General features: G+C 35.9%; 20 protein-coding genes. All 20 read right to left on the bottom strand.

What is annotated here, in order from left to right; all coding sequences use genetic code 11:
* Positions 1-244 precede the first annotated feature (244 nt).
* The 20 genes from IGI97_RS05500 to IGI97_RS05405 all read right to left on the bottom strand — a co-directional run bounded on the left by IGI97_RS05500 (position 245) and on the right by IGI97_RS05405 (position 24,767).
* Positions 245-1,078, bottom strand: a complete 834-nt coding sequence (locus tag IGI97_RS05500) for an energy-coupling factor transporter transmembrane component T family protein (RefSeq protein ID WP_002359933.1) — start codon at positions 1,076-1,078, stop codon at positions 245-247.
* A complete protein-coding gene (locus tag IGI97_RS05495) occupies positions 1,075-2,781 on the bottom strand; it encodes an ABC transporter ATP-binding protein (protein ID WP_438738147.1) in 1,707 nt (568 codons plus the stop codon). Before IGI97_RS05495 ends, IGI97_RS05500 begins: the two co-directional genes overlap by 4 nt.
* A gap of 100 nt (positions 2,782-2,881) precedes the next feature.
* The gene (locus IGI97_RS05490) at positions 2,882-3,433 is read right to left on the bottom strand and encodes an ECF-type riboflavin transporter substrate-binding protein (RefSeq protein ID WP_002356937.1); all 552 of its coding nucleotides are present in this window, start codon (positions 3,431-3,433) and stop codon (positions 2,882-2,884) included.
* Positions 3,434-3,662: 229 nt separating this feature from the next.
* Positions 3,663-5,018 carry a phosphoglucosamine mutase gene (glmM, locus tag IGI97_RS05485; RefSeq protein ID WP_002356936.1) on the bottom strand — a complete coding sequence of 452 codons (1,356 nt, stop codon included), beginning with the start codon at positions 5,016-5,018 and terminating at the stop codon, positions 3,663-3,665.
* The gene (locus tag IGI97_RS05480) at positions 5,011-6,174 is read right to left on the bottom strand and encodes a CdaR family protein (RefSeq protein ID WP_002377002.1); all 1,164 of its coding nucleotides are present in this window, start codon (positions 6,172-6,174) and stop codon (positions 5,011-5,013) included. Before IGI97_RS05480 ends, glmM begins: the two co-directional genes overlap by 8 nt.
* A complete protein-coding gene (gene cdaA / locus IGI97_RS05475) occupies positions 6,171-7,055 on the bottom strand; it encodes a diadenylate cyclase CdaA (RefSeq protein ID WP_002389035.1) in 885 nt (294 codons plus the stop codon). The genes IGI97_RS05480 and cdaA overlap by 4 nt, the downstream gene beginning before the upstream one ends.
* A gap of 196 nt (positions 7,056-7,251) precedes the next feature.
* Complete coding sequence (gene nifJ / locus IGI97_RS05470; protein WP_438738145.1) at positions 7,252-10,983, bottom strand: pyruvate:ferredoxin (flavodoxin) oxidoreductase; 3,732 nt, start codon at positions 10,981-10,983, stop codon at positions 7,252-7,254.
* Positions 10,984-11,241: 258 nt separating this feature from the next.
* A complete protein-coding gene (gene glnA / locus IGI97_RS05465) occupies positions 11,242-12,582 on the bottom strand; it encodes a type I glutamate--ammonia ligase (protein WP_002356929.1) in 1,341 nt (446 codons plus the stop codon).
* 42 nt (positions 12,583-12,624) lie between these two features.
* Positions 12,625-13,008 (bottom strand): MerR family transcriptional regulator, encoded by a 384-nt coding sequence (locus IGI97_RS05460; RefSeq protein WP_002388239.1) that lies wholly within the window; start codon positions 13,006-13,008, stop codon positions 12,625-12,627.
* A 202-nt stretch (positions 13,009-13,210) separates the two neighbouring features.
* Positions 13,211-14,452 (bottom strand): GTPase HflX, encoded by a 1,242-nt coding sequence (gene hflX, locus IGI97_RS05455; protein WP_438738143.1) that lies wholly within the window; start codon positions 14,450-14,452, stop codon positions 13,211-13,213.
* A gap of 3 nt (positions 14,453-14,455) precedes the next feature.
* Entirely contained in the window at positions 14,456-15,385 is a 930-nt protein-coding gene (gene miaA / locus IGI97_RS05450; protein ID WP_002372075.1) for a tRNA (adenosine(37)-N6)-dimethylallyltransferase MiaA, read from the bottom strand.
* Positions 15,386-16,132, bottom strand: a complete 747-nt coding sequence (locus IGI97_RS05445; protein WP_438738141.1) for a glycerophosphodiester phosphodiesterase — start codon at positions 16,130-16,132, stop codon at positions 15,386-15,388. It lies immediately after the preceding gene.
* A gap of 158 nt (positions 16,133-16,290) precedes the next feature.
* Entirely contained in the window at positions 16,291-17,250 is a 960-nt protein-coding gene (locus IGI97_RS05440) for a GDP-mannose 4,6-dehydratase (RefSeq protein WP_438738139.1), read from the bottom strand.
* 90 nt (positions 17,251-17,340) lie between these two features.
* Complete coding sequence (locus tag IGI97_RS05435) at positions 17,341-18,762, bottom strand: lipopolysaccharide biosynthesis protein (RefSeq protein ID WP_002401292.1); 1,422 nt, start codon at positions 18,760-18,762, stop codon at positions 17,341-17,343.
* Between the two features lie 70 nt (positions 18,763-18,832).
* Entirely contained in the window at positions 18,833-19,750 is a 918-nt protein-coding gene (locus IGI97_RS05430; RefSeq protein WP_438738136.1) for a lipopolysaccharide biosynthesis protein, read from the bottom strand.
* A gap of 22 nt (positions 19,751-19,772) precedes the next feature.
* Complete coding sequence (locus IGI97_RS05425; protein ID WP_280946876.1) at positions 19,773-20,597, bottom strand: LicD family protein; 825 nt, start codon at positions 20,595-20,597, stop codon at positions 19,773-19,775.
* A gap of 2 nt (positions 20,598-20,599) precedes the next feature.
* Entirely contained in the window at positions 20,600-21,994 is a 1,395-nt protein-coding gene (locus IGI97_RS05420) for an O-antigen ligase family protein (protein ID WP_252654409.1), read from the bottom strand.
* Between the two features lie 15 nt (positions 21,995-22,009).
* Positions 22,010-22,990, bottom strand: coding sequence for a glycosyltransferase family 2 protein (locus tag IGI97_RS05415; protein ID WP_438738133.1), 981 nt, complete (start codon positions 22,988-22,990; stop codon positions 22,010-22,012).
* A 1-nt stretch (position 22,991) separates the two neighbouring features.
* The gene (locus tag IGI97_RS05410) at positions 22,992-24,050 is read right to left on the bottom strand and encodes an NAD-dependent epimerase/dehydratase family protein (protein ID WP_002378507.1); all 1,059 of its coding nucleotides are present in this window, start codon (positions 24,048-24,050) and stop codon (positions 22,992-22,994) included.
* 12 nt (positions 24,051-24,062) lie between these two features.
* Complete coding sequence (locus tag IGI97_RS05405; RefSeq protein WP_438738131.1) at positions 24,063-24,767, bottom strand: IspD/TarI family cytidylyltransferase; 705 nt, start codon at positions 24,765-24,767, stop codon at positions 24,063-24,065.
* Positions 24,768-25,871 lie beyond the last annotated feature (1,104 nt).

Genomic DNA, 25,871 nt, shown 5'->3' with positions numbered 1-25,871 from the left:
GTTCAGGTCTGGCGCTATCCGATATTGGTCTATATACCTCCTTTGTAAATATATTCCGTAGAAACATAAACAATCATACAATTAAAAGTAGGTGCTTGTCAACAAAAATCTAAAAACTGAAAATTGGTCTAGTTCTTTAAAGTTGTAAAAAAAGAATCTAGTACACTCATAGTAAGAGAAAGTACTAGATTCTTAATAATAAAAAAATATCCGCTCCATTTATAGAATCTTATCAATTTGTTATTTATTGGAATGGATTATAGAAGCGTCCACCATTCACATGGAACAACCAGAAACTGATTCCTAATAAGCATAAGGCAAGTAACATTACCGAAAAATCACGCAGATGAAAAGGTTGTTGCGCATACCACGTTCGATTTTTCTTTTGACCAAAACGCCTTAATTCCATAGCGGTACTCACAGTTTCAATTCGATCTAAACTAGATAGGATTAAGGGTAAAACGATTTGTGCTACGCCTTTGATTCGTTGGCCTAGCCGTCCCTTTTTAGACATCTCATAACCTCGCGCTTGTTGTGCTAAAGAAATATTAAAAAAATCTTCTTGGATATCGGGAATATAACGAATAGCCAGCGCTACTGCATAACTAATCCGATAACTCACACCAATTCGATTCAAGCTGGAGGCAAATTCACTAGGATTTGTTGTTAATAAAAAGATTAATGCCAACGGAATCGTACAGAAATATTTTAAAACTAAATTAAATTCATAAAATAATTCTTCTTGTGTCAAAGTAAACCGTCCGATTCCTTCCCAAATCACGGTACGTGATTGATATAAATCAACCCCATATTCAGGCGCAAAAAGGTAAACCGTTAAGATATTTAACAAAGAAAAAATAGCAATAAATTTAATAACAAAAGATATTTGATGCCATTTAATATTTGATAATTTTAACAAAACAAGCGAAACCACAGACATTCCTAACAGATAACGAGTATCATACGTGGTCATACAAGCCACAGAGACAACGATTAAAAAGACTAATTTGCTTGTGCCGTTTAAGCGATGAATCCAGGTTGAATCAGGATGATAGCCTAACATTTGTCGTTCACTCATCCAAAACGCACCTCACGATCGTAAGCAACAAATTTTTCCGTAAATAGCAAGGGATTTTCCAAGCCTAACGCTTTAGCAAAGGTAAACAAGCTCGTTTCTTTTAAAGAAGCTGCTTGAATTAATTTTTCATCTGTTAAAACAGCAACTGGAGTCGCATCTGCTAGTAAACGTCCATCACAAACTACTAACGCACGTGTTGTATATTCCAACATTAAGTGCATATCGTGAGTGATCATTAAAATAGTTACACCTAAGCGGTTCAATTCTTCTAAAAATGTCATCATTTCTGTATAATGTTTAAAATCTTGCCCAGCTGTTGGTTCATCTAAAATTAATAATTCAGGTTCTAAAACTAAGATCGATGCAATAGTTACCCGTTTTTTCTGCCCAAAACTCAACGCAGAAATCGGCCAGTTCCGGAAGGGATACAGCCCACAAATATGTAAAATATTCGTCACACGTTCCTCAATTTCTGCTTGTGGCACATCTCGTAAAACTAATCCTAAAGCTACTTCTTCAAAAATCATTTTTTTAGAAATCATTTGATTCGGGTTTTGCATCACATAACCAATTTTATCTGCACGTTCTTTGATTGAATAATTGGAAAAATCCTGTCCTTCCCATAAAATCTTACCCGATTGAGGCGTGATGAACCCGCAAATTATTTTAGAAAGTGTAGACTTCCCGGCACCATTTTTTCCTACAATGCTGATCATTTCTCCATGATGAATAGTTACTGAGAAGTCATCTAACACTTTTTCACCGTGACGATCATATTGATAGGACACTTGTTCCAAACGTAATAGTTCAGCTCCTTTGACTGCACTAACTGAACTAGGTTGGACAGACCACTGTGTCATTTTAGGCAAAACCGTTTCGCCTGATACTTCGGCTAATTTGTCTAAATGACTAACTTGTGTTAAATCAATCCCAGCATATTTCATGGCTGTAACGTACAAAGGTTCACGAATCCCTTGTTGGGTCAACGTATCTTGACGTAACAATTCATCTGGTGTTGTGTCAGAAATAATTGCGCCCTCATTCATGACAATAATTCGATCAACTGATTCGCAAAGAACGTCCTCTAAGCGATGTTCTATTATTAAAACAGTCGCTTTTGTTTCTTGTTGAATGGTGTCAATCAAAGTCATTGTTTCTTGTCCCGCTCGAGGGTCAAGATTAGCCAAAGGTTCATCAAAAAGTAAAATTTTTGATTGGTTAATTAGAACGCCCGCCATAGATACACGTTGTTTTTGACCACCTGACAAATCTTGTGGACGGTGTTGCAATAACTGATTCAGCTCAACAATCTCGGACCATTTGTGGACCGCTTTTTTCATTTCTGCTTGTTCAACTGCATCGTTTTCTAAAGCAAAAGCAATATCCTCAGCAACCGTTAAGCCGATAAACTGCCCATCGGTATCTTGCAAAACAGTTCCTACATCAAAAGACAAATCAAATAGAATTGTTTCTTGGATATTTTTACCAGCAACCGTAGCTGTTCCTTGAATTTCACCTTCATAAATATTGGGAATTAACCCATTGATACATTGCGCCAATGTTGATTTACCACTACCACTAGGCCCAACGATTAAAACCTTTTCTCCTTCATAGATGGTTAATTGAATCCCCTTTAATGTTGGTTCAGATTGGCTATGATATTGAAAGGAAAAATTATTAAAAGTAATGATTGGTTTTTTCATTCGGCCTCACCTCAGTTTCTCCATAAAAGAAAGGGTCTGAGCATTAGCAAAGTAATTACTAGGGCAGACCCTTAACCATTTAAATTATTTCGACAGTTTCTTAATCTTTTGATAAACTGCCTTTCTTTGTTCTTGTTGATGCATAAGCTTTCATCAACAATGTTCCAATAATCCCCACAGCGACAATATTTGAAACAGTCGCGAATACGCCTTGTGTAAATACTTTACTTGCGGGTTCACTATAAATCAAAATATCCAAACTAGGCGCGATTAAGCCCCAAACGACGATATTGCCAAAGGCTTGGAAAATATTGAAACGCACCATGTCATTTGTTGTAAATTCACCATGTTGAAGATCCATTTTACGACCAGCGAAGCCAAAAATAATACCAATAATTCCTGAACAAATAATCCAGCTCCACCAAGCGCTACCATACGTGGTAAAATCTTTTAATGTGTGACCAATCAAACCAATTAGCCCTCCAGCTACTGGTCCAAAAACAACTGACATTAAAGCAAGAAATGGATACGACGTTTCTAAGTTCGTATTAGGAATCCCAGTTGGAATTACAACGAATCGACCTAAAATAACAAAAACTGCAGAGCCAATTCCAATTGCTACAATTGTCTTGACAGACATTTTTTCTTTCATTTCGCTCCTCCATTCTATAACTCCATTGATTTACAGCCGCTCCCTTCTTGATTTTATCGAATAAAAAAAGAAGATACGCGGTGCATCTTACTTCTAAAATAGTACCCTTTTAACCGCTCTATGTCAATGATAGACGGAGCTTATTAGCTATTTTCTTTTTTTGATTTCCAACAAAGAAACCAGACACTTAACGCAAGCTAGCATTAAGTGTCTGGTTTCTAATTGGTTCTTATTCAACGCCGATTTCTGCACGTACTACTTCGGCAATTTTATCAACGTAATAATCAACTTTTTCTTGTGTTGGCGCTTCGGCCATCACACGTAACAATGGTTCTGTTCCAGAAGGACGAACTAAAATACGACCTTCGCCATTCATTTCTGCTTCTGCTTGTTCGACAACTGCTTTGATTGCCGGAACTTCCATTGCACCATTTTTATCTGTGACACGAATATTGACTAATTTTTGTGGATAAATCGTCACTTCATCCGCTAATTCAGATAATTTTTTGCCCGTTTGCTTCATAACATTCAACAATTGAATCCCTGAAAGCATACCATCACCTGTTGTGTTGTAATCTAAAAAGATCATGTGACCAGATTGTTCGCCACCAAAATTGTAATCATTTTTACGCATTTCTTCTACAACATAGCGATCACCCACTTGCGTTACCACATCTTTTAAGCCAATTTCTTCTACAGCTTTATGGAAACCTAGATTACTCATCACTGTTGTAACGATTGTATCTTTTTTCAAACGTTTTTTCTCAGCTAAATATTTGGCACAAATATACATGATTTTATCACCATCGATAATTCGTCCTAATTCATCGACTGCAATAATTCTATCGCCGTCTCCATCGAAAGCCAAACCAGCATCGGCGCCTTTTTCAACAACCATTTCTGCTAAAGCTTCAGGATGAGTGGAACCCACACCATCATTGATATTCAAGCCATTAGGACTTGTTCCCATTGTATAGAAATCTGTCTCTAAATCTGCGAAGACACGATTGACTGCTGTTGCGGTTGCTCCGTTGGCAGCATCTAAACAAACAGTCATATCCGCTAAATCGCCAGGAATACTTTGAACTAAAAATTGCGAATATTTTAGTAAGCCTTCTGGAAATTCATCTAACGAGCCTAAGCCTTCTGCAGAAGGTCTTGGTAAGGTGTCTTCTTCTGCGTCTAACAATGCTTCAATTTCTGCTTCCTGATCGTCTACTAATTTGAAGCCATCTGCCCCAAAAAACTTAATCCCATTGTCTTCCGCAGGATTATGTGAAGCTGAAATCATTACGCCAGCGGATGCTTTTTGTAAACGAGTAAGATATGCTACACCAGGTGTTGAAATCACCCCTAATTGGAAAACTTCAATTCCGACTGATAATAATCCAGCAATCAATGCTTGTTCCAACATCTCACCTGAAATACGTGTATCGCGGCCTACGAGAACACGAGGTTTTCTTGAACTATCTTCATGTTGACTCAACACATAACCACCGTAACGTCCTAATTTAAAAGCTAATTCAGGTGTTAACTCCTTATTTGCAATTCCTCTTACACCATCTGTTCCAAAATATTTACCCATTTTGATTCTCCTTAGTCACTTGATTCTCTGTATTTTCAGTTGAACCAGCAGTTGTACTTTCTACTGTTGATCCCTCACTTGTTGTTTCAGAAGTATTTGATTCTACTTGACTGGATGTACTTGGTTGTACTGCTTGGCTACCTGAGCCAACCGTTGTTGAACTTGCAGGTTCCCCTGAAGTTTCATTTGTATTTGATGACTGTTGTTGATTGTACACGGGGCTCAAAGAAACGTCAACCTCATCTGGTGTAACTACGTATTCTCCATCAACGGGAATAGTCACTGATTGTTTTGTTTCTTTGCGAATATCAGAAATGTCTACCGGTACCTCAATTGATTCTAGCGTATCTAAAATTGATTGCGGACCACTGACCCTAACTTGGTACGTTGATAAACTATAATTGTAATGAGCGATCCCAGCTGGTGGCGTACCTGTCATACTAACATTCAGTGGTACATCTTTTGTTGGCGCAGTTAAGCCTACTGTTACTTTGACTTGTGGTGCTGGATTTTCGATACTTAGGACTTGACCTTTGGCATCTAGCGCTTGGACATTTACCGTTTGTTTAATCGTATCAATTGTTTGTTTGGCACTTGAGACTGGCGCAATCACTTTGTCAATTGCTTTCGCTGTTTCTTCTCCAGTTGTTACTTCTACGGTTTTTGGATCTACAGAAATATTTTTTACTTTGTAGCCTTCTTTTTCAATGTTATCAGAAAGTTGTGCTTCTACATCGAATTTTTTTGTTACTCTCTTTTCAATCGTTACAGTCACTGTTTTCGGTTCAATTTCAGCTGTAACAGCTGAACTTAGTCCCCGCACTGTCAAGGGTACTTCCGAAGTCCCTAATGGCAATTTGGTTAAGTCTGCGACCACTTGGAAATTTCGTGTGTCAGCATTTGATTCCATGTTTAATTGAATGCGGTTCGCACTACGTAAATGAACATTTACACTCTCTTCAAATCCAGAGACATAATATTTGTCTTTATCGTATTGGACTTGGACAGGAATATTATTCAGTGTTTCACTATACGTTTGGCTTGAACCTGAATTGGAGGGATTATTGCCTGTTGCATTGGCATTAAAAAATAACAACAATGCAAACAGCAATGAAAGCAAACCATTAAACCAGCTTTTTTGGGAGGCTTTTCTCATTTGCGTTTAACCCCCTTTGTTACATCATCGATAAAATGCTGCAAAGCACTTTTTTTATCTTCCGATGATTCCGAAATTAACTCCTTACGCAAAATTGTTAAATACTCTTCTTGCGTTAGTCCAGGAATTAATTCATTGTTCAACGTCAAACTAACGTCACCAGTTTCTTCAGAAACAACAATCGTAATGGCGTCACTGACTTCACTGATACCGACTGCGGCTCTATGGCGCGTTCCAAATTCTTTTGGAATTAAATTGCTTTCTGATAGCGGTAAATACGCACTAGCAACAGCAATTTTTTCATTTTTGATAATCACCGCACCATCATGTAGTGGTGTATTTGGAATGAAAATATTAATCAGTAATTCACCAGTAATATCAGCATCCAAATCAATACCTGTCTCAATGTATTCATCTAAACCAGTATTGCGTTCAATGGTTATCAAAGCACCAATTTTCCGTTTTGACATGTACTGAATGGCTTTGTCAAAGGCCTGAATAATACGCTCATCTTCTTGTTGCGCACCTTTATTCGGGCGGAAAAACGAACTTCTCCCTAGATGTTCCAGCCCTCTTCGCACTTCTGGTTGAAAAATAACAACCGCGGCGATTACACCATACATGATGACTTGATTCATTAACCAAGATAATGTATGTAGACCAATTATCTCACTTAGAATGCGGATAATGATAAAAACAGCGACACCTTTTAATAGTTGGACTGCTTTTGTTCCACGAACAAGCATGATTAATTTGTAAACGAGGTACCATACGACTAGGATATCTATGATATTGATAACAAAATCCTTAGATAAGAAATCCGTTGAGATGACTTGCTGCCAATAATTCAAATCTAATAATTGATTCAATTGAAACGACATCATACCCCTCACTTCTCTCTCAAGATTTCCTAACAAGTATACCACATTATTTTCTTTCATCACAGAACGCAAGCGGAAACATCAAAAAAATTTAGGAACTTTTTCAAATAACTTGAAATTTTTCATCAAAAAATCGCATTTCTAACTAAAAAACGTGTCTAAGCAAAAAGCTCAGACACGTTTTTTTGACTTCTATTTAATCTTGCTCACGTTGTTTTCTCTTGGCTGCTCGTTCTGCGCGGCGGGCAGCCCTTCTTGCTTCCGCTTCCGGATCAACTACGCGTTCTTTTTTCACTCGTGGCTTCTCGTTCTCTGGCGTATTTATTTCTGGTTCACTTTGTTTTTCAAGTTTTGCTCGAATTTTTTCTTCTTGACCAGCTAAACGAGCATAATTATAGAACCGTCTCTTAGCATCATTAATTGTTTTATTAAATAACAATTCCGCTGTATCTGGTTGACTGGATTCTAAGGACGCAAAGCGAACTTGTTGGCGCATAAACTCTTTCATTAATGAAAAATCTGGTTTTTTGAAATCCAATATCATTGGTTCTTTGCCTTTTTCTCGCAATAATGGATTATAGCGATATAAAGACCAGTAACCTGAATGAACCGCGTCTTTCGCTTCTTTCAACGTTTGACTCATCCCACCTGCTAAACCATGTGTAATACATGGTGTATAAGCAATAATAATCGATGGTCCAGGGAATTTTTCTGCTTCTTCAAAAGCTTTAATCGTCTGCATTTGGTTTGCACCTGAGGCAATTTGAGCGACATAGACATTTTCATAAGTCATTGCCATCATCCCTAAATCTTTTTTAGAGGCATATTTCCCACTGGCAGCAAATTTCGCAATCGCTGATGCAGGAGTAGCTTTGGAAGTTTGGCCACCTGTATTGGAATAGACTTCATTATCTAGAACTAACATATTTACATCCGCGCCACTAGCTAACACGTGGTCAATCCCGCCGTAGCCAATATCGTAAGCCCAGCCGTCTCCACCAATCATCCACTGACTTGGTTTAACAAAAAGATCTTGATCGTCATAAATTGCTTCCAATAAAGGTTGATTCGTTTTTTCTTCAAGCAAAGCTGCACGTAATTTAGCTGCACGTTGTTGCGTACCTTCACTTTCGGACAGATGTGCTATCCAATCTTCCATCAATAAACGTAAAGAATCACTGGCTACAGAAAAAGCTTTGGTCATTTTACTAGCTAAACGTTCGCGACGCGCTTGCGTTGCTAACAACATGCCGTAACCAAACTCGGCATTATCCTCTAAAAGAGAATTTGACCAAGCTGGACCTTGTCCTTGTTCATTCGTAGTGTAAGGTGTCACACCCGCTGCAGCACCCCAAATCGATGAGCAACCTGTGGCATTAGCAATCAGCATTCGGTCACCAAACATTTGCGTCAATAATTTAACATAAGGCGTTTCGCCGCAACCAGAACAAGCACCAGAAAACTCTAATAAAGGTTTATTAAATTGCGAACCTAAAACAGTATTCGGTTTTGCTGGGTTTTCCTTTTGACGTAACGTCATAGCAAACGCCCAGTTCATAGCCTGCTCTTTTTCTTCTTCATAAGGTTTCATTACTAAAGCTTTCCCTTTAGCTGGACAGGCTTCAACACAAAGACCACAGCCAGTACAATCTTTGACTGAGACTTGGATACGATACTTCAAGCCGTCGGCACCACGTAGATCACGCACAATGAATCCTTCTGGCGCTTCAGTCATTTCTTCTTCATCTGCTAAGAATGGTCGTATCGCCGCATGAGGACATACAAAGGCACACTCATTACACATAGTACATCGATCGCTAATCCACTCAGGTACTTCTAATGCAACTCCACGTTTTTCAACTGCCGCAGTTCCCAAAGGCATCCGCCCATCTGTCATCCCATTTTTCGCTAGTGTCGCAACAGATAACGCATTCCCTTCTTGACGATTAATCGGTTCAACAATTTCATGAACAAAATCACTAACATTTTCTGAACGTTTTCGCGGTTGAACTTCAAGCGTTCTCCACTCTGCTGGAACAGGTACCTGATGCAACAATTCAACGGTCTTATCGATTGCTTGAATATTTTTTTCGACAACTTTCATGGACTTATGACCATAACTTTTCAGTGCTTCTTCTTTTAAAATTGGCAACACTTGCTCAAAAGGCATAATTTCCGCTAATTTGAAGAAAGCTGTTTCCATCGCGGTATTAATTCGCCCGCCTAGTCCGACTTCACTAGCTAATTTCACTGCATTGATTGTATAAAACTGAATCTCATTTTCAGCTAGATACCGTTTTAATTGATTGGGTAAAAATCGTGCTAGTTGTTCATCATTCCAAATGGTATTTAAGAGGAAAGTACCGCCTTTTTTTAACCCTTTTACTAAATCATAAGTATGCAAATAAGCGGCTGTATGACAAGCCACAAAATCAGAATGTTCAATGAGGTACGTTGAACGAATAGGCGTCTCGCCAAAACGTAAATGAGAAACGGTCAACCCGCCTGATTTTTTTGAATCATAATAGAAAAATCCTTGTGCATACTTGTCTGTATGATCACCGATAATCTTAATTGCTGACTTGTTCGCCCCTACTGTCCCATCAGAACCAAAGCCCCAAAATTTAGCTTGATAGGTTTTCGGATTCGTCAAATCAAGTGGTTTGCCAACTTCTAATGAAGTATAAGTTAAATCATCATCAATCCCAATTGTAAAACGCTTCTTCATGGCAGAACGTTCTTTCATTAATTCATCAAAAACCGCAACAATTTGATTTGGCAGCACATCTTTAGAACCTAAACCATAGCGCCCACCAATAATTGTTGGGCGAATGTCCGCTTCATACATCGCACTTTGGACATCCAATAATAACGGTTCGCCACCAGCACCGGGCTCTTTCGTCCGATCCAAGACAGCAATTGCTTTAACTGATTGTGGTATTTTTTCGAGAAATGTTTCAACTGGAAATGGTCGATAAAGATGGACATTAAGGAAGCCAACTTTTCTTCCTTGTTCTTGTAAATAATCAACCGTCTGTTCAATTGTTTGCGCAACTGAACCCATTGTAACAATCACTTCTTCTGCATCTTCTGCGCCATAATACGTCACTAAATCATAATTGGTTCCCCGTAACCGATTAATTTCTGTCATATATTTTTGAACAATACCAGGTAATTTTTCATAATAAGGATTTATTGTTTCTCGTTGTTGAAAGTGAATATCTGGATTTTGGTTCATTCCACTAACGGAAGGGTGATTCGGATTCATGCTCCGACGACGGAATTCGGCTAATTTCTCTTGATTTACTAAGGGTGCTAATTCTTCATAGTCAAGAACTGCCACTTTTTGAATTTCATGACTTGTTCTAAAGCCATCAAAAAAGTTCATAAATGGAACACTCGCTTCAATCGAAGCCAAGTGAGCCACTGGTGCCAAATCCATCACTTCTTGCACACTGCTTTCTGACAACATAGCAAAGCCTGTTTGGCGCGCGGCCATTACGTCTCCTTGATCACCAAAAATATTTAAAGCATTCGTGGTTAAAGCTCGGCTCGCCACATGAAAAACAGATGGTAATAGTTCTCCAGCTATTTTGTACATATTAGGAATCATTAAAAGTAACCCTTGTGAAGCCGTATAGGTCGTGGTAAGCGCGCCTGTTTTTAAAGAGCCATGGACCACGCCAGCAGCACCAGCTTCCGATTGCATTTCGACTACTTTCACAGGTTGACCAAAGATATTTTTCTTACCTTCGGCCGACCACTGATCAATAAGCTCAGCCATTGTTGAACTTGGTGTTATTGGATAAATGGCTGCTAATTCTGTAAAAGCATAGGAAATATAAGCTGCTGCAGCATTCCCGTCCATTGTTTTCATTTTTCGCATGTTTTTCTCATCCTTTATATCTAAAAAATAGAATAGTTGCACGCATATTCTTGTTTATTATAGCGGAATTTCACAAATTATGAAAGATTTTGTCAATTTTTTTGCTTAAAAATAAAAGAGAAATTGAGAGAAAAACCACTTTATCCCCTATAAACAAACTATTTCACTGAATTAAAATTACTTTATTTTGTGAAACAGAAATTATCTATTCATTCACAAACTAAAGAACGAAAGAGGAAGATAAGCGTTTCGACTTATCTTCCTCTTTCTAAACATTAAGATTATTAAAAGTAACGGCTTTTAGTACAACTCCAAATATTGTTCTCTTTCCCATTCAGAAACGGTTTGACGGAAGGCTGCCCATTCCATTCGTTTCGCTTCTACAAAATTGGCAAAAATATGACGACCTAATGCATCAATCATTACTTGATCTTTACGTAATTCTTTGATGGCATTGTGTAAGGTTGATGGCAAATCTTCAATTTGTGCATGTTGACGTTCTTCCTCATTCATCACATAAATGTTACGATCAACTGCTGGCGGTGGTGTAAGTTCATTACGAATACCATCCAAACCTGCTTGTAATAAGACAGCCATTGTTAAATACGGATTCGCTGAAGGATCGACAGAACGTAACTCTAAACGAGTCGATAAGCCACGAGACTCAGGAACTCGAATGAGTGGTGAACGATTTCTGCCGCTCCAAGCTACATAAACAGGTGCTTCATAACCTGGTACCAAGCGTTTATAAGAGTTCACTGTTGGGTTACATACCGCAGTATAGGCACGGGCATGTTTTAATAAACCACCTAAGAAATGATAAGCAGTTTGGCTTAAGCCCATCTCTCCTGACTCGTCATAAAAAACATTACCTTCTTCATTAAATAATGACATATTGCAGTGCATGCCAGAACCATTAATTCCAAACAAAGGTTTTGGCATAAATGTTGCATGCAAGCCATGTTTGCGCGCAATAGTTTTCACAACTAACTTAAACGTTTGAATATTGTCACAAGCATCAACTACATCAGCATATTTAAAGTCAATTTCATGTTGACCAGGTGCTACTTCATGATGCGAAGCTTCCACTTCAAAGCCTAAACTTTCTAACTCTAAAACAATATCACGGCGACAATTTTCACCTAAATCGGTTGGCGCAAAATCAAAATAGCCACCTTTATCATTCAAGTCAGTGGTAATTTCACCATTCTCATCTAATTTAAATAGGAAAAATTCTGGTTCTGGTCCTAAGTTAAAAGAAGTAAAGCCTAATTCTTTCATATCCGCTAAGGCGCGTTTTAAATTACCGCGGGGATCTCCGGCAAAAGGGGTACCATCAGGATTGTAAATATCACAAATTAAGCGCGCAACTTTCCCATGGTCGCTTTCCCACGGAAAAATCATCCATGTAGATAGATCAGGGTATAAATACATGTCACTTTCTTCGATACGAACGAATCCTTCAATGGATGACCCATCAAACATCATTTTATTATCTAATACTTTATCTAGCTGACTCACAGGAACTTCAACATTTTTAATTGTTCCCATAATGTCGGTAAACATTAGTCGTAAAAAACGTACGTTTTCTTCTTCTGCAATATGTTTAATCTCTTCTGCCGTTTTGGCTTTTCTTGTCATCGGTCTGATCCCCATCCTTCATTTTTATTGGCTGCTGAAACGTTAAAGCCTTGGTACATTCGATTGGAACGGATTTTGCTGAGTAAGTCCTCCTTGCGAAAGGATTTCGTCGTATAAAATCTGACGAACATCTGCATCGGTTAACGGACGAGTCGCCTCGGCGGTGTTTTTTTGTTCCTCTAATTTCATTTCATACACACGCTTAATCCCTGCCATGTTCAATCCATCAGATAAATAATCTTTAATTTCTAACAAAACATCAATATCATTTAAAGAATACATGCGTCGGTTGCCCTCACTACGTTCTGGATGAATCAATCCCTGTTCTTCATAGTAGCGAATTTGTCGAGCGGTCAAATCCGTTAGTTTCATAACTGTACCAATTGGAAAAACTGACATGGAACGGCGTAACTCTTTTTCTCTCATCTCCATCCTCCTCTCTTAGTTATTTCTTAGAATAACAATAGAATGACAAATTGTCAAGAACTTATGTTAGATTTTCTAACATAAAACAAAAAACCTGATAAATATGGACTTTTCCATCTTTTCACGGCTGATTTTCTCCTGTTAACCAAAAAAATAGAAATGATTTGTTTTTACAAATCATTTCTAATCAACTTACCATTTTTTATTCTTTTTCGGATTCAGCCAACCATTTAGACTCTTTTTTCGCAAAGCCTTTCACGATATACCGATTTTCATTTTCAGCATATTCTTCTGAAACCATTAGTGTCATCCTGCGAAGTTCACTTAATAGTTGTCCGTCAGTTGGACTAATTTCTAATTGATAAGGCTCGAGTAATTCCATCATTTGGGCACGGATAGCTTGAACCAGTCGTTCTTTATCTTCAGAAATTTTAGTTGAGATCAATACATTGGGAAATAAGGTTGGGACAAATTCTTTACTGTCCACTTGATCTCTTTTATTATAAACCGTCAAGCACGGAATATTTTCCAACGCTAATTCTTTCATCAATGTTTGAACTGTGCGTTCATGTTGTAAACGATCTGGCGCACTTGCATCCACCACATGGAGCAGTAAATCCATCGTCCGACTTTCTTCCAATGTCGACTGAAAGGCTTCAATCAGCTGTGTTGGTAAATCTTGAATGAAGCCAACCGTATCGGTCAGCGTAACTTCCATGCCTTGAGGCAATTGCCATTTTTTGGTTAAAGGATCTAACGTTGCAAACAATTGATCCTCTGAATAAGTTCCTGCTGTCGTTACCATGTTGAGAATGGTTGATTTGCCAGCATTGGTATAACCAATCAAGCCAATTTGAAATAGTTCTGAATTTTGTCTTTTCTGGCGGCTTCGTTCACGATGAGCAGTGACTTCTTTTAACTCACGACGGATGCCTAAGATTTTATTCCGAATGTGTCGGCGGTCCGACTCTAATTTCGTTTCACCAGGCCCACGCGTCCCAATACCTCCTCCAAGTCGGGACAACTGTTTTCCTTGACCAGCCAAGCGAGGCAATAAATAATCCAATTGTGCTAATTCAACTTGTAACTTTCCTTCTTTGGAGCGCGCACGCAAAGCAAAGATATCCAAAATTAATTGTACACGATCAATTACTCGCACAGCTAACGCTTCAGATAACAGTTGATTTTGGCGCGGTGTGAGCTCATGATTAAAAATCACAAGATCCGCTTCATAGGCATCTTTTAATTGAATTAATTCTTCCAATTTCCCCTTACCGATTACGGTTTGTCGATCAACTTGTGGTCGTTTTTGCGTTAAAACAAACACCACTTCTCCATTAGCGGTTTCCGTTAAATTCGCCAGTTCTTCCATTGATGCAGAAAATGTCTGATAATTTTTTTCCGTCTCAACTCCTACTAGAATCACTTTTTCATGAGTGGTCATCGCCTACTCACTCTCCTTCTGTTGTAGCCATTGCGCTACTTCTTTTTCCAACTTGGGCAAATCTGTTGGCTGCTGAACCAAATCCCACCAATGCGCAGCCATTCGATTTCTAAACCAAGTCAATTGACGTTTGGCATATCGCCGCGATTGCTGTTTGACTGTTTCAACCGCCATCTCTAATGATTGTTCACCGGAAAAATACGGGAAAAATTCTTTATAGCCAATACCTTGAGCTGCTTGTGCATGTGGTTGCTGAAACATCTGTTTTGCTTCTTCCACCAGCCCTTCTGTCATCATTTGATCCACCCGCTGATTAATACGCTCATATAATAAAGCGCGATCTGTTTCCAAACCTAACAAATAATAATCATAGAGACGAGCTGGTTTTTCCTTCGGGGTCAAAATACTATAACCTGTTTTATCAAAGACCTCTAACGCACGAATGACTTTTTTGCGATTATTAAAATGAATGCTGTTAGCCGCTAGAGGATCCTTTTGTTGTAATAACTGCCATAAAGCTTGGTTCCCTTTTTCTTCCGCAAATAAATTGTACGTTTCTCTAATTTCAGGCGAGTCATCTATCTCACGACTTCCTAGTTGAAAATCATAAAGGAGTGATTGAATATACAAACCTGTTCCTCCAACGATAATTGGTAGTTTCCCTTTTTCAGTAATTTCTTTGATTTTTTGACGACCCTCTCTCTGAAAATCAGCAGCAGAATATGTTTCGCTGACTTCACGGCAATCAATTAAATAGTGAGGAATCCCTTCTTTTTCTGTTTCTGTGACTTTAGCGGTGCCAATGTCTAACGAGCGATAAACTTGCATGGAGTCACCGCTAATAATTTCACCATTAAATTTTTTTGCTAAAGCAATACTTAATGCTGTTTTCCCCACCGCGGTGGGTCCTACAATAACTAATACTTTCTCCAATTATGTTTCTCCTTCTTCTTGCCAATTTTGACGAGCAAATTTTGCTTCTTCAGGAAAATCCGTATGAACACCCGCCAATTTTAGCTGAAAACAATTTTCCATTTCTTCCATCCGATTAACAGTCCACGGCCGCAGCGGTTTACCAATTGTGATAAGTTCTTTTTCATGAGCCAACACCCAAGACATTTTTGGATGTAAACTATCGACAAGCGCGAATGCCGGTCCCGCTTGACTTAAATCCTCTGCAGATTCGTAAATAAAGGCCATTTCTGTCTTAGGATCAGCTTTTTTTAATTTAACTAAACTTGGGAAATAAAAACTGGAATATAAATAACGAAACGGCCAGTTTTTTTGCTTCATTTGTTGGACGACTTTTTTCTCAATTCCTTCATAATGGATAATGTCCGTTTTAAGTTCAATATTCAAAAAACCATTGAATTGTTCTTCTTCAAGACATTTTAAAACATCTTCCAATGTTGGAACACATTGAACAGAAGGATTTTTCTGAAACCAGCTTCCAGCATCCAGTTGTTTTAATTCGTTTAATGTTAACTGTTGGATTTCACCATGACCATCTGTCGTACGATCTACCGTTTCATCATGCATAACGATTAAATAACCATCTTTAGATAGGTGAACGTCTAATTCAATTCCTTCAGCACCAACACGAACAGCCTCTCTGAAAGCAATACACGTATTTTCAGGATGGGTGCCTTTACTTCCTCGATGTGCAATAATATCTGTCATGCTCTCACTCCAATCTTGTTTATTGTACCATTGGAGTGAGGTGGGTTCAAATATGGGAAAAAGAAAAGAAAGAGCAAGACATCAATCAAAGCGACTGATGATGTCCCACTCTCTAAGTCTTATAAACAATTTAGTCTCAAATCCGTCTTTTTATTCTCTTAATCTTTTAGTTCATACTTAACATATTTATCCAAACCAGATTGAATACTATATTTCGGTTTATAACCAATGGCACGTAATTTAGATATATCCGCTAAGGAATCTTTGATGTCCCCAGCTCGTGCTTCTTTGTATTCAACTGGCAAAGTGACTTTCATAATATCATTTAAAGAAGAAATTAACTCATTTAAATCGGTTGCTTTCCCTGTTCCGACATTATACACTTCCCCAAGTGATTGGTCAGAATGAGCGACAAGATTCAACGCTTGAACCACGTCCTCAACAAAGACAAAATCACGGGATTGTTTTCCATCGCCAAAGATATTGAATGTCACTTCTTGATTGGCTAATAAGCGTTTGTAAGAGTCCATCACAATCGAAATAACGCCAGAATAAGGCGAATTAGGATTTTGGTTTGGCCCATAAACGTTAAAGAAGCGAACAGCGCTTGTTGGAACATCATATAAATGACAATAGTTTAACACATATTTTTCAGAAGCAAATTTATCCACTGCATAAGGCGTTAATGGACGAATTACTGATTCTTCCTGTTTTGGTAAAGTTGGCTCATCACCATAAACCGCTGCAGAAGAAGCAAACACCAAACGTTTTAAATCTTTCTGGTATTTCCGAATTAATTCCAGTAATTGTAACACACTCTCAAAATTCACTTGGTGTGTTTCCACTGGACGTGCTACTGAATCTGCTACACTAGCAATCGCTGCTAAGTGAAAAATGTAATCGAACTGATACTCTTGCAGTACTTTTTCCATTAATTGTTGATCAATCACGCTACCTTCAATGAACGTGATATTTTCAGATGTGTTTAAATTTTCAGTTTGGCCCATTGATAAATCATCAATGACCACAACTTGATTGTCTTTACTATAATAATTTGCTAAGGTTGAGCCGATAAAGCCGGCACCGCCTGTGATTAAAAAGTTACTCAAGTTTCCCACTCCAATTAAAATAATACATTAATTTTACCATTTTTAGATGTCAAAGACTACAGTTTGTTTTTTAATAAAAAAGGAGAGAAAATAATTTTCTCAACCTTTTACTAAATATTTTAAATTCTTTGCGTTATTTACAAAACTCTTATGAATGAATAAGAAATAGATAATGTACACAATTCCATAAGAAATGAAACTATAAATACTACCGCCAAACCAAAGATTACTAAAGATAAACAATAATGTAACCAACGTTTCCAATACAGTGCTATTACCTATTTTAACGTTCATATCTTTACATAGAAAAATTTCCGCTAAATTACAACGAAATGCTAAACTTACTAATATCAACCCAACAGTTAAATTCAAGTTCCCAACAACGAAAATCACAAACAGCGATAGGATTAACGACAAGGCAAGGGTCAATACGTTAACAAATAAAATTGTTTTTTCTTTTCTCAACGTTTTTAAATACGTGTTAATTAGCAAGGACATCCTACCCTCATAAATAACTATAGGAAATAGAATTCCCATAAATTTCAAACTTTCGCTATATTCAGGTAGCCACATACCTAAAACAAATTTGACAGGTACATATAACAGTAGAATTGCATACGTCAACGGAACAAAAACGCCTCTTAATGTGACAAATAAAGACGGCAATCGCTCTTTATTTGTCCGTCTTAACAACGGAAACATTACAATTCCAACAGCATTAATAAAAGTTAAAAACATATTTGATAAACTTAAAGTAAAGGACAATTTACCAAAGGTTTCGATAGTCCAACGCTGTTGAACAAAAAAGCGAATGGTTCCCATTATTAGCATACTTGCTATACTACTGAGCATTAGTTTACTACCTATGTTAATATTATCAACTATTTCAGGAGTAACTTCCTTCAAACTCATCATGTTCACACGCAACATGTCTTTAACTCTAAACATTCCCCAAACCGTAATAATCAGTTTAGAAAGTATATCCATAATGATTAGCCAATAAAAATCTCGTCCTCCTAATGCAAAGTAAATTGCAATGAACAGGACATATAAATAGCGATCATTTCTGGATAATTGAGCATATTCCTTAATACGATTTGTTGACTGAAAAACATACAGAATAAACGTTTTTGCAATTGTAATTACTGAAACAATGGCCGTCAATATCAAAATAATCCCTTGATATTCTTTCGGCATGAAAAAGTAAGCCCAAAGAATGACAAAAGCAGAAATACAACATTCAAAAATCGCTAAATACCAGAATTGAGAACCGAGATTTCTTTTATCTAAATTTTCGTATTCTTCTCCCCCAATTTTTAAATAGATACCATCAATCCAGCCTAAGTGAAAAAAACCAACATAGGAAGCATAGAAAACATATAATTGCCAATAACTATATTCCCTAACCCCCAACAATTTTGGAACAAATAAGTTTAATAAAACGGATATCCCAAGGGTAGCGAAATTAGCAGCGACTGTATAGTATAGATTTTTTACAACTGATTTAGCTTTCTCATTCATGTAGTGTACCTCTTATTCTTTTATAAGTTTAAATCTAAAATATTCATCAAAGATTTTCATTTTTCGTACTTTAGATAAAAAAGTTATTTAACCAACCTTTGAATGAATACTTCTCTTTAACAGTTTCAGAAACTGGTTTCATGGGTACCTTTAAAAACGTTAATATCTCAGACATATTTTGTCCATTTAGTAAAAACACATTTTCTTTTTCATAGAAATCCATGTTTAAAACTGTACGATTATTCGTAATTAACTTTTTATTAAGAAATAATGCCTCTAAAGGTCTTAATGATATTCCATGTTGATTTTCCTGTACAACATCTAGAATAGCCGATGTATTTGCTTCATACTTAATGAGTTCACTATAAGGGATAGGCTTCTTATAATCATAGTTTGAATAAGAATTTTTCGAAGAATCTACTACATAGATAAAAGGATTCAAATTACACTCTACAAAGTACGCTTCTAACTCTAATAAATAAGAGAGACGCTGTTTATCTACACCAATAAAACAAACATCAGATTGATACTTTGGATCTGCCTGACTAGCAACAACCTTTGTCTCGTCTATAAATTGGTTATTAAAATGCATTTGGTATTTTTCACAATCACCTATATCAAAGGACCAAAGCTCACAGTTTAAATCAGCGTAATAAGAAATCGGTGTATCTTTTTCAACAGGATTACTATACCATATAGCAATCCTGATATGCGGATATTTACGATTTAAATATTTAATTAACGGTCGTGAAAAGTAATGAGAGTTCAACAAAATAAAGTCTATTTCAGAAAGATTCTTTTTCCACTCTCCATAAAAAAATCTTGCAAATGTAGTGTCTATTCTTTTATCTAATTGATTTAATAATTTAACAACAAAAGGACGTTTAGAAAAATATTTTTCTACATGTACACCTAATTTTTGCGCATCAGTTGAAAACAGAACTGATTTTTCATCTAAAGTAATAATCATCATGCGAGTATAATCCATTATTTTTCCTGCCTTTTTTACTTTATTTCCAATAAAAAGTATACGGATGATGCGTCACTTGTTCAGACATAGGTGGTAATTCCATATAATTTCCATAACGTAATGATAAAAATAGTTTTCTGTCTTTGATTGCTCGAACTTTATTGCCAGCAAATAACACATCTTCATAATGATCAAACCATTCTTTTGGAAAAACACCCCATTCTTCATTGATAAATTCAATATAACCACATTCAATAGCTGATTCAATCGGATAAGTAGTTACTTTATCCATAAATTTACGTTTCCAAAAATCATAATCTCCCTGTTTAAGTAATTTTCGGTACCTTGGATATAGAAGTACTCGTTTTAAGTATGCTTTCCATCGAGATTTAGAAATGGCATAAGAATTATTTAAGGTAGCTAACATATTTTCTCTATACGACTCGCATTGACGACCAAAATCTAAACGTTCAGAAGATGTGGTTGGAAAACCATCAATCGGAAAAATATCGACAAACACACCTAATTCTGGGTCCTCACTATTATAAAATTGCTTCGATTTAACACATGTTCTAGTATCAACTAATTTTGCAAACGTATAGCGATAGTTCTTTCTTGTTTCCAAGCTCAATAATAGATAATTTTTATCTTTAGATAATATATTAATTAGACGATCATAATTAGGTCTCGTTAAGACAATATCCAAGTCATCATCCCAAGGGATGTATCCTTGGTGCCTTTCAACACCAATTAAACTACCGTAGTAAATAGAATATTCAATATTATTTTGACGACATATATTATCAATATATACTAATATTTCTGTGCTCGTTTCTTGTATTTCTTTAATCGTTAATGGTTTCATTTTTATCTCCAAAATAAGAATTTATTATTGTTTTTTACTAATTGACTAGAGACAGAACCTAAATATAGCCAAAATAAAAAGGTACCAATTTTATTAACTAAAATTAATTCTGTTAGAAACATTGCCGAAACTAAAATAGTCAGTACAATTAAGACATTTCGCAAAAAATTATCATTAAAAATATTGATTTTTTTTGAAAATAAAACTTGCAATGTTGTTAGGATTTTATTAATTAAAAACAGAATTAACGGAATAGTCCCTGCCAGTCCCGTTGTCGCTAAGGTATAAAAGAAAAAATTATGCGAAGTTTGTTGTTTAACCGCAATCAAAGTATTAGGTAAATATTGTTGGGCATATGTTACCAAATTTCTAGGAGAGGTACCAAACCAGATATTTGACTGAAATATCTCAAACGAACTTTTCCAAAGTCCAAAACGATTATTAGAAATATCTGTCTTGTTTTCTACGTCTGGTCTATCCAAAGAAACATCTGGTCGTTTTTTTGAAACGTTCGTTGTAGATTTGTATTCTACGTTATTCAACAAATCTAAAATAGCTAACATACCTCTTTCAATTAGCTTCGTTGCTATATAGGCAAAAAAGACCATACCAATACTTGTAATAATAGAATATAAAAGTTGTAAACCTAATTTTTTTTCAGTCGTTTTTTGATACACTACAAAAAACGAACCCACAAAAATAATTACCATTAGCTCTACAAAAGCCGTCCTTGATCCAGATAAAGTTATATATATCCATTGTATCAAAATATTCATTATCAATAACCATTTCCACTTTTTCAAAGTAGTTTGAAAAAGTAATGACACCGATAAAATTATTGAAACAACAGAAATGGTAGCCGCAAAGTTAGGGTCGGCAAATACCCCATATAAACGATTTTCAAAAAAGCCAATTCTTAGGCCATTATAAATTTTATCCAAAGGCGCTGTATATGAATACTGTATAAAAAACATGTAAATAGCAATAACTACTAAAAATCCCCAAACTATTAAAAGAATTTTTTCTAATACTTTAAATGTTTTTTTATCTTGTTCTTTACCAATTTGATAAATAACTAATAAAAAAATAGCTTGCCATATAACTAATTTTAGGTTAGCTATAAAATACGTTTGGTAATGAATGAGTGTTACAAAAAAAAGCATGACTATAAAAATGACTAACATCGGATCAAATTGTTTAAATCTTTTATTTTTTAGAATAAAAAACATCTGATTTAGAATATAAACCATCGCCCAAATTGATATCAACCCAAACACCAGAGTATCTACCTTACTTGGTAACAAGCTATAAAGACTAATTGTTCTTAATAAAAGCATAAATTCAAAAATTATTAAAAACGGTAATTTCGTTTTTTCCAAAAAGTTATTTACCCACATAATACTACTCCTAATTTATTCATTTTTTGTTTTCCTATGTTTTTCTTCCAATATAGCAATCATCTTATAATATGGTACTCCGATTTGAAGTGCGATTGCTCCGACTTTTCTAGGCATAGTAAAATATTGATTTTTCATTATAAATTTAAAATTTTTTCGTAAAAAAGTAACAATTTCTTTTTGAACTTTTTTTTCTTCATTATTTAACTTACTATTCATCATTTTATCTAATACTATAAAATTTGCCCAACATACACGTGTATGAACAACATTAGATAATTCAGGATACCGGTCTAAGATATATTTTTCATTTTCTTTCCAAACATTGATTGTATCTAAATCTTTCTTAGAAAAAAGATTGCTTGAAATACTATTGGCACGGTGAAAATAATAATATTTTTGTTGCGTATCAATAACAATTTTCTCTGTATGCTCTAGGATAGATAAAATAACTGCGCCGTCTTCTGTAATCATGCCTACAGGGTATCGGATATCTTCAAAAATTTCTTTTTTATATAACTTATTCACAGCATGAACAGATACAACTTTAGCTTCTAAAATTATTTTCATTGCCGCTACTTTATCTAATACTATATATTGCTGTTGTTTTTCTACAGGCTCTTTCCCCTCATAGACATCATAAATACCACAGATTGATAAATCGGCATCTTCTTTTACGATATTTGTATATAATAATTCATACATATCATCCGCAATGTAATCATCACTATCGACGAAACCTAAATACTCACCTGTCGCTATCTCAATTCCAGCATTGCGAGCATCGCTTAGCCCACCATTTTCTTTATGGATAACTTTTACCCGTTGATCTTGTTCAGCAAACTGATCACACATTGCTCCAGAACTGTCTGGGGAGCCATCGTCCACCAGAATTAATTCAAAGTCAGTAAACGTTTGAGCTAAAATAGAGCGTACACATTTTTCTAAATATTTTTCTACATTGTATACAGGAACAATAATACTAATTTTGGGCATATCAATTTCCGCTACCTTCTAAAATTTTAATTGTATGTTTTAATGGTTCTTCCATACTGTCGTACAGTGGCCGCCAACCTAACGCGTAAATTTTTTGATTGTCTAGTAATGCTTTTGTTGCTTTAGAAAACCCTTGTTTTTCTTGGGCGGTGGCTTCCCCATGAATCACTTTTGTTCCAGCTACATTGGCTAATGTTTCTGCAAAAGTGCGTAACGTAATATCGCAATGTTCGTTTGAAACATTGTAAGCTTCCCCTTTTTGCCCTTTAACTAATAAGAACAGAAGAGCAGATACAATATCTGCAACGTATGCATAAGAGTATAGTTGGGTCCCTGCACTTTTTAGCACAATGTTTTCTTTATGGACTGCATTCATAATAAATTGAGAAGAAGCTTTACTATCCGAAAGTAACATCGTAGGTCCAAACGTACGACTAATTCTTGGAATAACAACATCAATACCATATTTTTGAATATAGGCTTGACATAATGATTCACTTGCTCGTTTTCCTTCAGGATAACCGGCCCGTAGCGTGTTACAGTCAATATAACCGCAATAGTCTTCTGTAAATTTATCAAGATCTCCACGATTTTCTCCATAGATTTCAACAGTTGATAAAAATAACACTTTTTCACTATTCGCTTTAACCGCATAATCTAAAATATGCTGCGTACCAGCAATATTGGTCATAATCGTTCCAATTGGATCACTGGCATATGATTTAGGATGTGTATTACTAGCACAATGCAACACATAGTCACAAGCTTCTGCTATCTGAATTTCTTCTGTGACATCTCCGATAACTATATGGAATAACGGATCTTCTAGATAACTAGTAAATCGCTCTTCTAAACGCGACAATGTTCGTCCCATCGCCCAGATCGAAATATTCGCATTTCTCGTTTTATTTTGGTACATAAGCACATCAATTAAAAAGGTCCCAATCATGCCTGAAGCACCAGTTATAAAAACAGATTTATTAGTTACTTTCGTCCAATCTGGTGTCTTCTCTAAAACTCGTTCAACGTCTGATAAATAATTATCGTCTGTAAATAACATGGTATCCCTCCACTACTCTTCTTTCATTTTCAAGAAGCCTTTAAATAACTGTAAGTCATCTTGTGTGGTTAACTTAATGTTTTTATCTGAGCCTAAAGCAAAATACAATGTTTCGCCTAAATCCACCATCATAGTATTTGTATATGACGATTCAGAAATACCAATATTCTCACGGAATGCTTTTTCGTAAGCCCAAGTTAATTTTTCAAATTTATAGGCTTGTGGCGTTGACACGCGACGTAATGTTTCACGATTAATATATTGTCGAGTTGTTTCCTCGGTTTCTTTTACAAAAATTTGTTCATTATATGGCAACGAAGTCACTGCATTGCCGTATTCTTGACACTTAACAATTACATCAGATAAAACTAATTCATCAACTAATGGACGAATCCCATCATGGATAACAATAGTATCTTCAGGGGTTGAATGTTCTTTTAAGAAATTAACCCCATTGTTAATTGATTCTTGACCAGAATTTCCTCCTGGAATAATCCATTGTAATTTGTCAATATGGTACTCTTTTGCATAGGCATCTAGTGTTTGTTCCCAACCTTTTTTACACACAACTAAGATTCGATCAATGAGTGGATGCTTTTGAAAAGATTCCAATGTGTAGATAATTATCGGTTTTTCCTCTACCATAATAAATTGTTTAGGAATCTCCTGCCCCATTCGTTTACCGACCCCACCGGCAATAATTAAAGCTGTAATCATTTGATACAAAATCCTTTCTCTAACTAGTCAACAACTAGTTTTATTTCAATTTTGTTTAACTTATATATTCATCAACACAGCCAAAACTGCATTCAATCTTTTACATTTTCTCATAACTAACAGTAAGTTTCAATAATTTATCGTAGACCTTAATCGAACTGTAAATATTTGATTAAGAAAAAACTCATTGATGAATATAAATCTGGACAGGTTTCGGAAAGTTTGACTTTTTATTAAGTGTATTTTCCACTTTATTTTTAATTGTTGTTCTTGACAAAAATTGATAGGAATTGCCAAACCAAGTGTTTCTTTACTTCGATGATCGTTATACTAATAAATGTAGCTCCCAATGATCTTCTTCAATTATTGTTAACTTTCAAAAATAGTATTTTCTTTAAGAGCCTGTCCATAATACATTCTTTAACAAACCCTACCTTAGTTGAAATAAAAGATACGACGATAAGAATACTCCTTGATTCATTGACTTTATGTTTTAAACTAGTCGTATAATTCCAATTGTTATGCAAGTCCACAACTAATATGAATTAAATTTTTAGATAATAACTTTCTTTGAAATATTTTCAAAATAAAGGAATTCAATAGTACCTATTATTGCTTTTTGATGAGGAACCAACGTATGAGATAGTCGCTAAATAAATTTTTTAATCTATGTTCCCATTTTCGCTCTAATAGTTTCACTTTGTTAGGGAAATCTGCCATTAAAACCTACTCTCTTGCATGAATTTCAACAGAGTAATCCTTAAATTTGCGACTATGGCGTACTTCCCTTTCCAAAATTCTTTAGAAGAATAAGAAGGACCTTCACCGAATTCTTCAATCTCTTAGTCCTTTAAGACTTAGAAATTGAAGAGATCGAAACGAAGTGTAGTGTACGATGATTTCATCTGTTCATGCTTCACAGTGAAACATTGCAACTTTTAGCGCTTTAGCTCTTTTGACGGCCGGACTGTGACGAGACGTATGTCGAGAAAACACCATAGAAGTTGTTGAGAACAATGCAACGCGTAGTGTTGCTTCTGTTTCCGCCGTTTATCAATTTTTAAGCCTGGGACAAAAATCTGAAGTGATTTTTGTCCCAGGCTC

Origin of the sequence: Enterococcus sp. DIV2419 (assembly GCF_051711865.1) — a bacterium.
GTDB classification, from domain to species: domain Bacteria; phylum Bacillota; class Bacilli; order Lactobacillales; family Enterococcaceae; genus Enterococcus; species Enterococcus faecalis.
The sequence above is the reverse complement of the archived record's forward strand: the minus strand, read 5'-3'. Positions and strand labels throughout refer to the sequence as shown.